Here is a 14,106-nt window from a genome sequence, read left to right on the forward strand (position 1 = left end):
TGTACGTTATGGACCAGATCCGAACCCGTAGGATGACTAGCTCAGAAATGTGGAAGAAGATGGATCAGTGGACATTCTTGCCAGGCATGATCGTTCACGGTGTGTTTAATGCGAATGCGGTGTTGTTAACAGCGATGAGTTAGAAGGATGATTTTATGATGTATGCACGAATGAGCACTGATGAAAGGAGAAGAGCCTGAGAGGAACGAAGAAATTTCGTACCCTCAGGCTCTTTGATCTTATTATAATCATAACTATATTATTCGTGATTACTTATGAAGAACATCCGCGTATTCGGAGAAACGTTCGAATCGTCCCTTGGCAAACGGGCATAAGGGCAAAATCTTGATACCGTTTTCCCGTGCGTATTCCACCATAGCTTCGACAAGCTGATCGCCAAGCCCTTGTCCCCGGTAAGCATTTTCGACCAACGTGTGATCGATAATATAAAGCTCCGGATTTGAAATGACATATGTCATCACGGCAGCAATGCCGCCGTTATCTCGAATAAGGAATCTTTTATTAGCGGTTTCATGTTCTACAATATGCAAGTTCATTCCTCTTTCTCCGTTGAATTTTCATCGTCCAGACGTCTATACGTCAGTGCTCCGCTTGGACAGGTATCAATATGTCGGGCAATGGCCTCCGTAGTGTCGGCATCGGGATTAACCCAAGGACGTTTGCTTAAATCAAAAACACCAGGGAGGCCCTTTACGCAAATACCGGAATGAATGCATACCTCTGGATTAAACATGACCTCGATATCTTTTCCGTAATATACCTTTTGCTTTATCACGATTCCTTCACATCTTTCCCTGTTGAGTTTTGTTTATTGACATGGGAGAAGGTAATCCTTCATACACCTGCTATATAGGCAATTTCTGTTCAATATCATTCTCTCTACTTAAATTATACCGTTTTTAATATTTTTTTTATAGACTGTTTTTTTCGTAATTCCTACACTATACTGCTAAAGACAAATCAAAAAATAAAAGAGGTGCATCCGTATGGAAGCCAAAAAAGATGTCTTAGATCAAGGTCCTTTTTTTCATGGTACTAAAGCAGAACTGAAAATTGGTGATTTATTGGAACCGCAATACTTATCCAATTACCAAGAAAAAAAATCTAACCATATATACTTTACTGCAACATTGAATGCTGCCAAATGGGGAGCGGAATTAGCAAGATCTAATTCAAAAGAAAGGATCTATATTGTAGAACCATTAGGAGATTTTGAAAATGATCCTAACTTAACGGATAAAAGATTTCCTGGAAACCCGACACGCTCATATAGATCTAAATCACCTCTAAAGATAGTCGCTGAATTAGCTTCATGGGAAAGACACTCCGATGAAGAGATCAATCATATGCTTGCATCTTTAAAAAAATTAAGTGAAGAAGGAAAAAATGTGATCTACGATTAATTTCCGCATATAGATCAATGTTCAAAAATATCCTATTTCGAATCGGGGGCTCTTTTAAGGTCCTCTTTGTTTTTTGGGGAGGAAACATAACGAGCTGCACTAGAATTGCTCGATGTTCTGCAAATCTAAAAGTGAAATCGATTGTTTTAAGTTCGCAGTTTTCTCTGAATTGGGACAATGATATCGAAAGCATCAATCCATACATTGAAGCAATGGTATACGGGGATTTAGATACATTGCGTAATTTGCTGGAGGGGAAGCGTATGAGACACACGATTATTGAATATGCAGTCGGCAATCATGAATCAGGGCCGTACGGAATCACTGCCGGGAAAGACGGAGCCATTTGGTTTACGGAACAAAAGGGCAATCATATCGGGCGAATAGACGCCAAAGGCAAGATCACATCATTCTCGATTCCGACAGAAAACGCTGGAGCGATGTCTATCATTTCGGATCAGGCGGGCGACCTGTGGTTCACAGAATATAACGCAAATAAGATTGGCAGAATGTCGTTAAACGGTCAATTCAAAGAATATGATGTGCCGACTTCGGGCTCTGCGCCATTCGGGATTACAGAAGGTCCTGACGGTGGGATTTGGTTTACCCAGATGAAGAGCGGAAAGATCGGAAGTATAACAATGAGAGGGGAAATGACGGAGTTTGATTTGCCTGCCCAGGATACGTTCCCCTCTTTTATTATTACGGGTCCTGATAAGGCGTTATGGTTTACACAGAATCAAAACAATACGATCGGAAGGATAACCACGGATGGGAAAATGATGGAGTATCAAATCCCTACACCGAATTCCGGGCCTGTCGGTATTGCTTGCGGACCGGATGGGGCTGTTTGGTTTGTGCAAATTAATGCAAATAACATCGGTAGAATTACGCCTTCAGGCGAAATAAAGGAATTTTCGATTCCTACGCCGAACGCTCGTCCCCACGCTATAGTCTCTGGAAGGAACGGGGATCTTTGGTTTACGGAATGGGGCGGCAACAAGATCGGTCGAATAACGATCGATGGAATGATTACGGAATATCCGATTCCTATGAAAAATGCAGAACCGCATGGTATTGCGCTAGGTAGTGACGGGGATATTTGGTTTGCTGAAGAGTGTAATCAAATTGGGCGTCTGGTCAACCTTACATGAGTGTAAGGCAATTGTCATCTAGATCAATGGCATCAACCTAGCTGTCCCCCTATACTAATCCATTGATAGGATTATTTTTAAGGGGGAGTTGGTGTGAGGTTTTTTGAAATGCTGCTTTTCTTTTCAAGTGCTTGTTTGTTGGCATTCCTGTTCATTTTCAATCCACGTATTCGAAGATCAGCTTTGCTTCTGACAAGCGGAGCAGGCTCCATTTTTTTAGTGACACATTTGCTTGTCGAAGGATACAGGGTTCAGCTTTTATTTTTATACGGATTTACGATCCTGATGCTTATGCTTTCGCTTAAAGACGTTTTCATAATGCCGAAAGTCGTTCGGACTGCTTCGCGAATCCGTAGGGTGCTGGGCCGACTTTTTATCGTGATTGGGTTAATCACAACGGGGTGCTTCCTCTATGTGTTTCCCGTATTCGACTTTCCAGCGCCAACTGGCAAGTTGAAGGTTGGCACGCAAGTTTTTCATTTCGTCGATTCAAACCGGGAGGAGACATTTGGAAATTCCGCGACAGGCAAGAGGGAGTTGATGGTTCAGGTATGGTATCCGGCTCAAGCTGACACCGGAAAGTACACGCCCTTTATCCCCGATACCGGAATCTTATCTTATATGGCGGAGAGCTATGGTCTTCCCGGGTTTACTTTTCAACACCTAAAGTACGTATCCAGTCATGCTTATTCGGGGGCCGAAGTTTCTTCGGCACAGACTCGATACCCGCTAATCCTGGCGAATCCAGGCAATGGTTCCTCAAGGTTCCTTCACACGTCGCAAGCCGAAAATCTCGCGAGTCACGGATATATCGTGGCCGTGGTCGACCACACCTACAATACAATTGCAACCGAATTTCCGGACGGACGAATCACGACGGACACAACGAACGACTTATTTTCGCCCGACCAGGATTACCGGACGAGTAGAAGAGTTCGCGACGAGTTAGGAAAAGTTCTAACCGACGATGTGGCGTTCGTGCTGGACCAATTCGAGCTCATCCAATCAGGGCAGATTCCAAGTCATCTCAAAGGGAGGATGGATCTCGGTCATGTCGGGGTGTTCGGCCATTCCATCGGCGGAGCGACGGCCTATGATGCTTCTTACGATCCGCGCATCACGGCTGGAGTCGACCTTGATGGAGGGCTTTATCGACTGCGTGACCGAGAGGGTCTGCGAAAGCCGTTTTTGTTCATCAACTCGGAGAGCTATTTCGAAAAACTAAAAAGGGTGATGGATGGCCGGGTCTACACCGATGCAGAGCTTAACCGTATGGGCTCGACAAGAGAGTGGGAAGATCAAGTAACGGAAGATAAAAAATTGGAGCTTGAACGGATGCGCGAAACGGTCGACGAAGGGGGACAAGTTCTCTATATCGAAAATACAGAGCATTTGAATTTTACCGACGTCCAGTTCATTTCTCCGATTTTCAACATGCTTGGCATTACAGGAAAGATTGCGCCTGAGAGAGCGAGCTCCATAATCAATGCCTATATGCTGGACTTTTTTGATATGTATTTGAAAAATAAAGGCGGAATATTAATGAAGGGACCGGATAGCCACTTTCCGGAGGTAAAGTTCGTAAACTCGCTATAACACTTGTCAAAGAAAACGCTGGATTAAATTTTGGGCTGAAAGGAGACAAAAATAGCATCTATAGATGAATAGCCATTGGATTAAGTTAACCGCCTTTCATTGGGCGGTTAACTTTTGTGTGAAAACCACGCATTGAATGAAGAGAATGAAGATAGAATATCCTCTCAGGAAACTACACTTCGGCGTTCACCAACATGGAGTTGGGCGGAAAAATTTCACGTTATACAACAGTGATCGTTCCATAGTACATATACATGCCACAATTGAAATGATATGTTCCAGGTTTCAAATCATTTAACGTAATGAAGTTATCTCCCTTTTCAAGGTACACATCAATGCCCAGATCCGCGGACTCCACACTTTTTATACAAGTATAGCCTGTTTGTTTTATAAAATTTAATTTTGTAGGAACACCTGCTTGGACTACAATATTGTCTTGGCTAAAACCATTAGATTTTACATCCACTGAAATCACCTTATAGCCTGCATTTTCTTGAGCAGAACTCTGTTGCTTATTTTGGGAAGAAACTGCTGAGGCTCGATGATCTTGATACTGATTAAAAAGCAGTAAACCGACCGAAACCGTTCCAAAGGCAACCGTTATGATACCTGCAATAAAGGGCACGCTGATCCCGCTACGTTTGGTTTTATGGGTTTCCACTGAATTTGAACTTGTTAATTGAAGAACAACACAAAAGATAAGGATAAACAAGATATCAATAAACAATGCCATGATATAGGTAAAACCAAGCATTGACCCGAGCATGGCCCCCATCATTCCACCCATGATTCCAGCCAACATACCATCCAACGATGCCAGTATGCTCACAGGCTTTCCTGTAAAGTAACCGGTCCCCAAACCGAATAAAATAGCGATAATTGAAGGAACTGCCAAATCATGATCAAACACAATGCCCAGTTGAAAACCAAGGGCAAGACTAGACATCATTCCAATGCTCATGGCAATCATCATTCCAGGCATGCCCGTGATTCTGCTTTTTTGTTTATGGGTGTTCAGAACCATGTATCCGGACAATAACACAATCATTAATATGCTTAATAATGTAAGTACCATTATAAGAAGCCCTCCGATATATATAAATTGATATAATCACTTACTACACATTGTAGTGCATTCGATACATCGAATATAGTTTAAATTCAAAACATTCAGTAATTGTTCATAAAATGATTTGCATTTAAGCAAACGACGCAAACGGCCTTTTGAAGTATTTTCATTTCTTGAAAATCATAATTTTAGGATAAAAAATATTTTATGTCACAATCGCTAGGTTCTTGAGCGTTATATAGGTGTAAAACAAATTACACAATATGGAGGAACCATTATGAAAAAGATGTACAAAGTACTCAGCTCTGTAGCACTGGCAGGAATCATTGGTGCCACTTCTATGGCCTATTCTCAAACACAGGCTAGTGCAGCCAGTGTCGGATCAACGGTTACTGCAGCTGAAAAAAACGCAACAACTGCACCTGCTGCGGCAGTCAAGAAAGTGGAGCAAACATTAAAGAAAATAACGGGCACTGCTTATAAACTTGACAAAGGTGAGTCCTTCGGCGCGAAGGAATGGTCCTATTCCATTAAAAAATCCCCTTACAGCAATGTTATTTTTGATGCAAAAGGAAAAATTAGTAATGCTAACATCAGTACTGACAATCTGACCTACTACATTAATGATGACAAGCTGAGCCACACTTCCGAGTCAATTCAACTGGATGCGGTAGACTCTTCTGTACAAGATGCTGCGGAAGCTGTTTTCGACAAACTGGAAGGTGTGGAACAGGGAGAGCTGGCCGGTGTCTCTCTTATTAAAAAAGGGACTAAACAAGTGTATGAGTTCATGTTCGTGGATGGTGATTTCGGGACGTGGATAGAGATCGACAAAAAAACGCTTGATGTCCAAAGTGTGAACGCTAGAGCATTGGCAGATGATCTGTATGGCAAGGATCAGGATGTTATTGATAAATATGAAAAAAGTATCAAAGCACTCACCGAAAAGCAGCTGCTAGCACAAGCTACGGAGCAGGCTAAAAATTGGTTTGGTGTTGATCTGACCGGATACAAAGCAACGAAGGAAGCTTTCCCATCTGACCGCGTTGTTTTTGAGAAAAAAGGAGCCCCTACGATTGTAGGTAACTTCAATTCGGACGGTATGTTCTACTCCATCGCCGTGCAATACCTGTAATACGGAATTCCTATAACAACTCGCCCATGTGTTATCATGGACCGACGGCATACGAAAACAAAACACCTTCAAGAGAATGCAACCATATCCTGAGATATGGAAACATCCTTGGAGGTGTTTTTGTTTTGGCAGGCGCATCCGGTAAACCGAAGGGCTATTTCTAGATACGCCAGATCCTTATTGGATGAGACAATAGCGGGCTTACTTTCACTTCGGGAACAGACGATGGGGTATGGCTTTTCGCAAGGATGAATGAGTAATCATGAACAGGCTGAAGGATAAGGGATTTGCTCATAAACATGCCATGTGGCCTTTGGACGGTGCGGGCCACGATTTGAGACCTCCTATTATTCTACGACAGGATGGGAAGCAGACAGATTTGGTATGGAGGAAGTGCGGCAGAGGAGCATATACCGATTAGAGATACATACAAAAAAAGACCCACCTCTGCGGAAGCAGGTGGATCTCCAAGCTATTAATTATTATCTATGCTTTTTAATACGCTTCTTCGCCAATTCAGTAGGTGAGAAGCGATGAGCTGCAACGAGTCGGCCAGATGCGTTTTTACCCCATCCTGACACAAGGACATGTTTGCTGTTTGTAGTATACTCCACTTCAAATTGAACCAAATTAGCCACGTTCAGAACTCGGAAGCTGGAAGCGCCTGGTGCAAGAGTGAAAATAACGGATCTAACCAAAGTTTTTTCACCATTCAAACGGAATAAACGGATACGCACCTTAGCAGTGCTACTTCCGTTATTAACTGCCTTTGCGAAAAAAGTTCTGGATTCTCCCGGAAGTGTCGACAAATTAATAGCATTTTCAACTGGACCAGTAGAGTATCTTACCAATGTCATAGAGATCAACCTCCTCAAAGTGATAAGATATATTATTCTTTTGGCTTCACATGGATTGGGTTAATAGGAAAACAAAATGAAATAGTCTTCTGTCGATTGTCGGAGGACAAGAACAGGGGACTATTCCATGTTAAGAAGACGCAGTGTTTGCCACTTTCTTGTGGTCGGTGTACACATTACGGAAGGGGCAGAGTTTTCGAAGTACCTATCATTGGTGAGGATGCCGAACAGAGCCGAGAATTTGCAGGGAGATCCACGTAGTAGAAGATTTATATCGAAGTGAATTGATAGATAAGCAACACATCCGTTGCCTTGTCCATGGCATGCAACCGTACCAAATATGGATACGAAAAGCAAATGTTTTGGAGTTATATGAAGTAGATGTTCATTTCCGTTGATTAAAATTGTTTCAAAGAAGGGAAAATCATAAGAGGCGTCATATTTGATTTAGAGATCAGGAAAGGTTTCTGCGCATAGGGCAGGCTGCCATGATCATCAAAAACGCTGCAATGTATCATCGATTCGATTAGAGGTTGGGGAAGGAGGTTTCTCACCTAAATCTGTGTAGATATGTCGCTTTTTTTCTTGACTGTTTAGTCTGAAAAATATATAATGACGATCAAAGGAGGGTGAAATTGGGAAGAAACAAAGAGTTTGATACGTTGGAAGTACTTCGTAAAGCTATGGAGGTTTTCGGACATTACGGCTATGAGGGAACCTCATTGCCTCAGCTGCTGAAAGGACTCGGTATTGCCCGGCAAAGCTTGTATGACACTTATGGTACGAAAAGAGACTTGTTCATCCTTGCTTTGAAGCATTACGTAAATGAAAAGAGCAGCGCAGCCATGAAGTATTTAGCGACCTCTGAATCTGCAAAGCAGGGGATAGCTTATGTATTTCATGAAGCAGCAAAGGTATTAAAGGATAAGAACCGGCAAAAGGAATGCTTTATTATTTTTTCAGCCATTGATCAGATGCCTCATGATATGGAGATCAGATCATTTTTATTGGAGGATTTGAATACGCTGGAAGAAGCCTTTTATGCAGCTTTGGTTCGGGGACAGGAGAATGGAGAAATTGCGAGTGACCGAGACCTTCGAGCTTTGGCTCGTTACTTGAATTTTGCAAGATACTCCTTGATCCAATTGGCCAAAATGACGAGTGACCCCAAGGTTATGGATGATTACGTCACAGTAAGTTTATCTGCCTTAGATCAATAATGAAGCCAACTCATTGCTTCATTATTATTTTTCGGAATTCTAGACTAAACAGTCCGATTCAATTATTTTTTTGCTCATTTCGGACTAAATGGTCTATTAAAAACAGGAGGGATGAATATGACAAGCGAAAATGTTCTGCATGCCCAGGCAACCGAAATGCTAAAGGTGTTTCAAAGCAGCTTAGTAACGGAGGATTTCGAAAAATGGTTCACGCTATTTAGTGAAGATGCCGTCGTTGAGTTTCCTTATGCTCCCGCGGGTTATACTCAAAGGCTGGTTGGTATTGAAGAGATTCGTAACTATATTTATGAACTGTTCAAGCGAATGAGGATTCTCTCTTTCTCATCTCCAGACCTGCTTGTAACCAAAGATAAAATCGTTGCCGAGTATACATGCAATGCAGTAATGACAGAAACAGAAAGACCGTATCGGCAGTCGTATATTTCCGTGTTCCACTTAAAGGATGGGAAGATAACGCTTTTTAAGGATTATTGGAATCCGGCAGTTTTACTTGAAGCAGCACAAGATTAAGTTTTTAAATCGACATGTAAAAGGAGATAAAATCAAAATGATGAATCATGGAAAAATACTTATTACAGGCGGCACAGGAAAGACGGGAAAAAGAATTGCGGAAAGGCTGGATCAACAGGGGCATTCCTTTACCATTGCCATGAGAAATGCAGAAGCCATTACAGATCCGGAGAAACAAGTCCATTTCGACTGGTACGACAGTTCGACGTTTCTTCCTGCCCTGTATCATGTTGAACGCGTTTATTTGGTAGCACCCGTGGGCGATCCGGAACCCATTAAAGTTATGAAGCCATTTATTCAGACGGCGTTGGAGCAGGGAGTAAGCCGGTTTGTATTTCTTAGCAGTGCATCCATCCCGGAGGAAGGTTCGGTATTTGGCCCTGTTCATCGATTACTGAAGCAATCGGTTCCGGAATGGACCGTACTCAGGCCTTCCTATTTCATGCAAAATTTTACCGAAGGTCAGCATGCAACAACCATCTCGCAGCAGGATTTGATCATTAGCGCAGCAGGGGAAGGCAAGATTGGTTTTGTGGCAGCCGAAGATATCGCAGAAGTCGCTTATAGAGCACTTACTGATGAGGATGCACATAATACGGAGCATATCATTACGGGACCCGATTCTCTTTCATATGATGACGTTAGTCGAATGATTAGTGAAGTAACGGGTAGAAAGATTACACACCGGTCAATATCCGACGATGAATTGATCCGCAGCTGGCTAGCGGCAGGGTTAAGTAAGGAGTATGCTGAGATCATGACCGAACTCGACCGTAAAATTCGCGAGGAAGGAGCGGAAGATCGAATTACGGATACTGTAATGAGAGTGACTGGGAATGCGCCTGTTTCCTTCCAACAATTTGCAGAGAGACACGCAGAAGTCTGGATGCGGGGAGAAATTGCGTATGGCAGCATTGGATGATTTTCTAAAACACTGCATCTTCGTGTAGGCACAGTTATTAGTGCTGAATTTTTTGCAAAGCCAAAGTCCCGGCGATCAAACCGGAAATTGACTTTGGCGCAGAAATTGGCATCAGGTCTTCCAGCGCACAAATTACAAAAAGATATACAGCTGAAGATGTCGTTGGAAAACAGAACGTGGGTGTCGTCAATGTTCCACCGTGCCGGATCGCGGGATTCAAGTCGGAAGTTTTGGTTCTAGGCGGCGGTACTTCATGATGAGCCAGCAATCTCGCAATATATTCGGGATGCTTAACGGCATGATCATCCGGTAGCGCAAAGCCATTATTCGAAGTCGAATGTACCGCATACCCGGAGTTTGAAAGAATAGCATGAGCCTTCCGATCATCCTTCGTTCCGATCATCAACTGCTTTCGGCGAGGTCGAACACTGCCTGGAGCGGCTGTATGATACCTTTTACGGGCAGCTTTCCGAGCAACGTGGCGGTTCCGGGCTACTGGAAGCGCCACAGCCTGAAGTCTGGATACTTAAACTGCAGTTTCCATCCGCCTGGCTGAAACAGTTCAGGCCAAGTGCGCGGGATTGCACAGGCTGGAGATGGATTATTATGCTGATGGACCTGGAAATATGGGGCAGACGGATATTCATGCTTGGCTGGAGGGGGTTCCCTATCCGGGCGTCATTGCTGAGAGGTGATTGTTCGTTGACACGGAGCAGTGACTGCATCTTATTCTAGAGGACGAGATTGAAGTACCGAGCCTGCTGCTGAAGCGCTATGAAGATACGGGCATACTGATCAGCTCCAGAGTTGCAGGACCGAGCGAGTGGGAGAAGGCTTCCCGTGAAGCCGAGGAATTGCAGGCAACTTTATCTATACGGACTGGAACCATATGGTGGAGTATGGACACAAGCGTATTTATCAAATCTCCGTCCCGGTACTTAAGGCTGAACAGGAGGAGAATCTGATTGCTTGCTGGCGGGCGGCGATGCGAATGCCATCATGGATTGTTTAGATCAGCTGATGCAGGACGCCGGGCAATATATTCACCTCAATTTAAGATGTGCTTGATTAAAGTTCAGCATGAATTCCGTTTTTGGCAAACTTGCCAGGAGAAGTCCCCACCTGCTTGGTGAAGCTGCGAATGAAATTGGCATAGTCTCCAAAACCCGACTGATAACACGCCTCCGTTATACTCATGCCCTCAGTCAAATAGTGTTTAGACAGCTCGATGCGCCGATTCAGAATGTATGATCGAATCGTGAGTCCGGTATGTTTCTTGAATTGTCGACTAATTTTGCTGCTGTTCGTGTATAACACCTCTGACAAATGCTCAAGCGTCAGTTCCCCCGCCAAATTGCATTCAATATAATCCATCGTTTTCCGAACCAGTTCGGGCATAATGTCCGTTGGGACGAACTCCGTATGTTGAAAAGCAAGATTCGTTATGACCAGTAGTTGAGCGATCACACTGTTTCTCATGATATCTGCGCCATAATCGCTTGAAGAGAGAATAGACTCAAGTTCACTCGTTAATTGCAGCACTTGTTGCAGTTGTTCCTCCTCCAGATGCACGATATTGCCCTTGCCCTTAGGACGATAGTCAAAACATGCTGACAAGTTGGTCGTTGGGGTGGACAGGCGATTTATATATGACTTTTTCAAATTAATCGTAATTCGCTCGTATTCATTTTTGTCCAGCGCAAAGGAACGGTGCATCTCTTGCGGGCTGAGAACAAGCAGATCGCCAGGCTGCAAATGGTAACAGCGATTCTCAATATAGAAATTCACATGTCCCCGAAGGAACAAATAAAGCTCATACGCATTATGACGATGATAGAATGTGCCCATATTGTAGGTGGTAATACGATGAAGATACAACAGATCAGTCTGAATGGGATCGAACAGATATTCCAAAGATTCATCCATATAATGTGACCTCCTTGTTATTTCGCGCAATAATTATAATGATTTATGCAATGAAATTGCACACCTGAACCTTTAAAATGTAACCATATTAGCATTTGGAATTAAAATTTGCAAGCGTTTTCGAAATGAGCATCTTACAACGCGATTGGAGGAAATAATGGAACTGATTTTCACGGCACGAAACCGAGTACAGGAGAACGTAGAGTATACGTCATTGACCGAGCATGATCTGAAGGCTGACGTACAAATAGAAGGCGGGACGGGAAGGGCAGAGGACCCTTGGCAAGTCCGTATACGTATCTGCAATGAAGGGGACACCCATTGGGCCGGAGTTATTCATGTAGAGCTGCCGTTTGACAAGCAGAATCCGAGGTTCTTTTTGCCTGCTTTTATGTATGGGCGTAATCGGGGTGAAGCCCCGCAAAATGTTCCTAATGAGTTTCCGAGAATCAGGGAGGGAAATCCGTCCCGTCCTTCATCACCATGGTGGATGGTCCGAAGCGATCGCCTGTCTCACCCGACCGCACTGGTCTATGATACAGGACAGATATTTGGCCTAAGCGCAAGTCCTTATTGGATTAACACAGGAGGGCAGAAGCAGCAGTGGTATCCAGGGATGAAGGGAACGTTTGTACAATACGGTGGATTCACTTGTTCCGTTGAAAAAGGGACGGTCGGATACACGTTGGGATATGAGAATGCTCCATTGCTGTTTATCAAATCAAGACTAGTTCATGAGCGAGCTTCCCTCGGGGAGAATTGCTTCGAACTGGAGGCAGGGGAGTCGGTTGTATTCGCCCTTGAGCTGTATCACTATGAGTCAGCATCGGAGCTTGGTATCAATCCAGCGATAGAGTCGATCTATGAGCGCTATCATGAGCAGCCAAGAGAAGGAAGCAACATTCAGACAACGGTATCGGATCTATCCAATGCCATCCACGAATATGCCTGGCTTCCAGAGGATCGTCATTACTCCACTTTTGTATATGAAGACGCTGCCACCGGAAATTACCGTTTCAACAAAATTATCTCGATCAGTTGGACCAATGGCATGACTATAGCTGCACCGATGCTGATGGCTGCACTTCGTCTGAATAATGAGCCCATGCGGCAGCAGGCATTGTCCTGCATTACGAATATTATCGAAAATGCCATGAATCCTAAATCCGGTCTTCCTTACGATGCCTATCAGGACGGCAAATGGAGCATTAAAGGATGGTGGTTCGACGGGATGCGTACGCCGGGGCATTCTTCCTACCTGGTCGCGCAGGCGATGTTCTATATTCTCAAGTGTTACGATTATGAGAAGCGCATTCGTAATCACAGGCACGATGATTGGCTTGGTTATGTCAAGCAGGTGCTTGAACGACTGGAGTGTACGAAAAATACGGATGGAGAATATCCTACTATTTTGTCAGAGCGAACAGGAGCAGGTCTTGAATATGATGCCTTTAGTGGAGCCTGGTGTCTTGCTGCCATGGCATATTACAGTTGGCTAACCCAAGATTTAACCTCACTGGATGAACTGAGACGAAGTGAAGCCCATTACTATGAAACCTATGTCAAACATATGGAATGTTACGGTGCTCCGCTTGATGCGGATAAGGCGGTTGATTCGGAAGGCATTCTGGCTTACATCAAGGCTGTTCGGTTTCTACACGCGCTGACTGGGGACGATCTGCTTCTCGACCACATGAGAGATGCAATCAGCTATGAGTTCAGTTTCAAATTTTGTTACAACTCACCTGTCAAGATTCCGCCGCTCAGTACATTAAATTGGTCCAGTTCCGGAGGAAGTGTTACTTCCGTAGCTAATCCGCACATTCACCCCATGTCCAGTAACCTGGTGGACGAGTTATTATACTATGTGCAGCTGCGGGAAGATTCCTATGTACGTCAGCGGATGATGGATACGATCGGTTGGGGCTGCCAGACCTACAATCGCTATGATCAGGAATTCGGATATGGCAAAAAAGGATGGATGTCCGAACGGTTCTGTCACTCGGAAGGGTTGGTCACCGAAAAGTATGCGGATGGCTCACCAGCCAGCACCTGGTTTTGCCTGATGCCCTGGGCCAGCGGATCGATCATCGAAGGACTTGCTGGCGACTACTGGCATTATGCAGACAACGGGGTCAAGCATACATCTCATGCAGACGTAGAGCATGAGTGAATTTATTGAGCCCAGAAAAGGCCGTATGTACAAGTCGTTGATTCTAAGTGAATCAGCGGCTTTTTTATTTTATTGGTACAAATTCTTGTCCCAAGCTAA

13 protein-coding genes and 1 pseudogene are annotated in these 14,106 nt (G+C 44.0%); 9 read left to right on the forward strand and 5 right to left on the reverse strand.

Annotated features, from left to right (window positions below):
• Positions 1–269 precede the first annotated feature (269 nt).
• Positions 270–557: a GNAT family N-acetyltransferase gene (locus RSX24_RS08960; protein ID WP_438286784.1), complete on the reverse strand. Its 288-nt coding sequence runs from the start codon at positions 555–557 to the stop codon at positions 270–272.
• Positions 554–796 carry a (4Fe-4S)-binding protein gene (locus RSX24_RS08965; protein WP_290371407.1) on the reverse strand — a complete coding sequence of 81 codons (243 nt, stop codon included), beginning with the start codon at positions 794–796 and terminating at the stop codon, positions 554–556. Before RSX24_RS08965 ends, RSX24_RS08960 begins: the two co-directional genes overlap by 4 nt.
• Positions 797–1,007: 211 nt before the next feature.
• Between RSX24_RS08965 and arr the strand changes: the two genes are divergently transcribed.
• From arr to RSX24_RS08980, 3 genes are all read left to right on the forward strand, one after another.
• Positions 1,008–1,424, forward strand: a complete 417-nt coding sequence (gene arr, locus RSX24_RS08970) for an NAD(+)--rifampin ADP-ribosyltransferase (RefSeq protein WP_236412618.1) — start codon at positions 1,008–1,010, stop codon at positions 1,422–1,424.
• A 263-nt stretch (positions 1,425–1,687) separates the two neighbouring features.
• Positions 1,688–2,578 (forward strand): Vgb family protein, encoded by an 891-nt coding sequence (locus tag RSX24_RS08975; RefSeq protein ID WP_343260509.1) that lies wholly within the window; start codon positions 1,688–1,690, stop codon positions 2,576–2,578.
• A 93-nt stretch (positions 2,579–2,671) separates the two neighbouring features.
• On the forward strand, positions 2,672–4,174 hold the full coding sequence (locus RSX24_RS08980; protein WP_343260339.1) for an alpha/beta hydrolase family protein: 1,503 nt from the start codon (positions 2,672–2,674) through the stop codon (positions 4,172–4,174).
• Between the two features lie 220 nt (positions 4,175–4,394).
• Here the strand turns inward: RSX24_RS08980 and RSX24_RS08985 are convergent, their stop codons facing one another.
• Positions 4,395–5,249, reverse strand: coding sequence for a cupredoxin domain-containing protein (locus tag RSX24_RS08985; protein ID WP_343260340.1), 855 nt, complete (start codon positions 5,247–5,249; stop codon positions 4,395–4,397).
• Positions 5,250–5,520: 271 nt separating this feature from the next.
• Here RSX24_RS08985 and RSX24_RS08990 point away from each other — a divergent pair, with 271 nt between their 5' ends.
• Positions 5,521–6,378, forward strand: coding sequence for a hypothetical protein (locus tag RSX24_RS08990; RefSeq protein WP_343260341.1), 858 nt, complete (start codon positions 5,521–5,523; stop codon positions 6,376–6,378).
• 482 nt (positions 6,379–6,860) lie between these two features.
• On the opposite strand, the gene RSX24_RS08995 is transcribed toward RSX24_RS08990, so the two are convergent.
• Positions 6,861–7,235, reverse strand: a complete 375-nt coding sequence (locus RSX24_RS08995) for a hypothetical protein (RefSeq protein ID WP_236412624.1) — start codon at positions 7,233–7,235, stop codon at positions 6,861–6,863.
• A gap of 635 nt (positions 7,236–7,870) precedes the next feature.
• On the opposite strand from RSX24_RS08995, the gene RSX24_RS09000 reads away from it, so the two are divergent.
• The 4 genes and pseudogenes from RSX24_RS09000 to RSX24_RS09015 form a co-directional block, all read left to right on the forward strand.
• Positions 7,871–8,455 (forward strand): TetR/AcrR family transcriptional regulator, encoded by a 585-nt coding sequence (locus tag RSX24_RS09000; RefSeq protein WP_236412625.1) that lies wholly within the window; start codon positions 7,871–7,873, stop codon positions 8,453–8,455.
• 117 nt (positions 8,456–8,572) lie between these two features.
• Positions 8,573–8,986, forward strand: coding sequence for a nuclear transport factor 2 family protein (locus RSX24_RS09005; protein WP_339272426.1), 414 nt, complete (start codon positions 8,573–8,575; stop codon positions 8,984–8,986).
• Positions 8,987–9,023: 37 nt separating this feature from the next.
• Entirely contained in the window at positions 9,024–9,908 is an 885-nt protein-coding gene (locus tag RSX24_RS09010; protein WP_343260342.1) for an ergot alkaloid biosynthesis protein, read from the forward strand.
• Positions 9,892–10,153: pseudogene (locus RSX24_RS09015) on the forward strand (tRNA-binding protein); the annotation flags it as partial. The gene RSX24_RS09010 and the pseudogene RSX24_RS09015, both read left to right, overlap by 17 nt.
• 823 nt (positions 10,154–10,976) lie before the next feature.
• Here RSX24_RS09015 and RSX24_RS09020 read toward each other — a convergent pair.
• Positions 10,977–11,834: an AraC family transcriptional regulator gene (locus RSX24_RS09020; protein ID WP_236412630.1), complete on the reverse strand. Its 858-nt coding sequence runs from the start codon at positions 11,832–11,834 to the stop codon at positions 10,977–10,979.
• Positions 11,835–11,991: 157 nt separating this feature from the next.
• Between RSX24_RS09020 and RSX24_RS09025 the strand changes: the two genes are divergently transcribed.
• Complete coding sequence (locus RSX24_RS09025; RefSeq protein WP_343260343.1) at positions 11,992–14,007, forward strand: hypothetical protein; 2,016 nt, start codon at positions 11,992–11,994, stop codon at positions 14,005–14,007.
• The last annotated feature ends 99 nt before the right edge of the window (positions 14,008–14,106 follow it).

This window comes from Paenibacillus hubeiensis (assembly GCF_032334105.1).
Classification (GTDB): Bacteria; Bacillota; Bacilli; order Paenibacillales; family Paenibacillaceae; genus Paenibacillus; species Paenibacillus hubeiensis.

What these genes read in the sequence shown, in the direction of transcription:
- RSX24_RS08995 (WP_236412624.1), bottom strand. Translation starts at nt 7,235, where the DNA reads ATGACATTGGTAAGATACTCTACTGGTCCAGTTGAAAATGCTATTAAT.
- RSX24_RS09020 (WP_236412630.1), bottom strand. Translation starts at nt 11,834, where the DNA reads ATGGATGAATCTTTGGAATATCTGTTCGATCCCATTCAGACTGATCTG.
- RSX24_RS08975 (WP_343260509.1), top strand. Translation starts at nt 1,688, where the DNA reads ATGAGACACACGATTATTGAATATGCAGTCGGCAATCATGAATCAGGG.
- RSX24_RS08960 (WP_438286784.1), bottom strand. Translation starts at nt 557, where the DNA reads ATGAACTTGCATATTGTAGAACATGAAACCGCTAATAAAAGATTCCTT.
- RSX24_RS09025 (WP_343260343.1), top strand. Translation starts at nt 11,992, where the DNA reads ATGGAACTGATTTTCACGGCACGAAACCGAGTACAGGAGAACGTAGAG.
- RSX24_RS09005 (WP_339272426.1), top strand. Translation starts at nt 8,573, where the DNA reads ATGACAAGCGAAAATGTTCTGCATGCCCAGGCAACCGAAATGCTAAAG.
- RSX24_RS09010 (WP_343260342.1), top strand. Translation starts at nt 9,024, where the DNA reads ATGATGAATCATGGAAAAATACTTATTACAGGCGGCACAGGAAAGACG.
- RSX24_RS08985 (WP_343260340.1), bottom strand. Translation starts at nt 5,249, where the DNA reads ATGGTACTTACATTATTAAGCATATTAATGATTGTGTTATTGTCCGGA.
- RSX24_RS08990 (WP_343260341.1), top strand. Translation starts at nt 5,521, where the DNA reads ATGAAAAAGATGTACAAAGTACTCAGCTCTGTAGCACTGGCAGGAATC.
- arr (WP_236412618.1), top strand. Translation starts at nt 1,008, where the DNA reads ATGGAAGCCAAAAAAGATGTCTTAGATCAAGGTCCTTTTTTTCATGGT.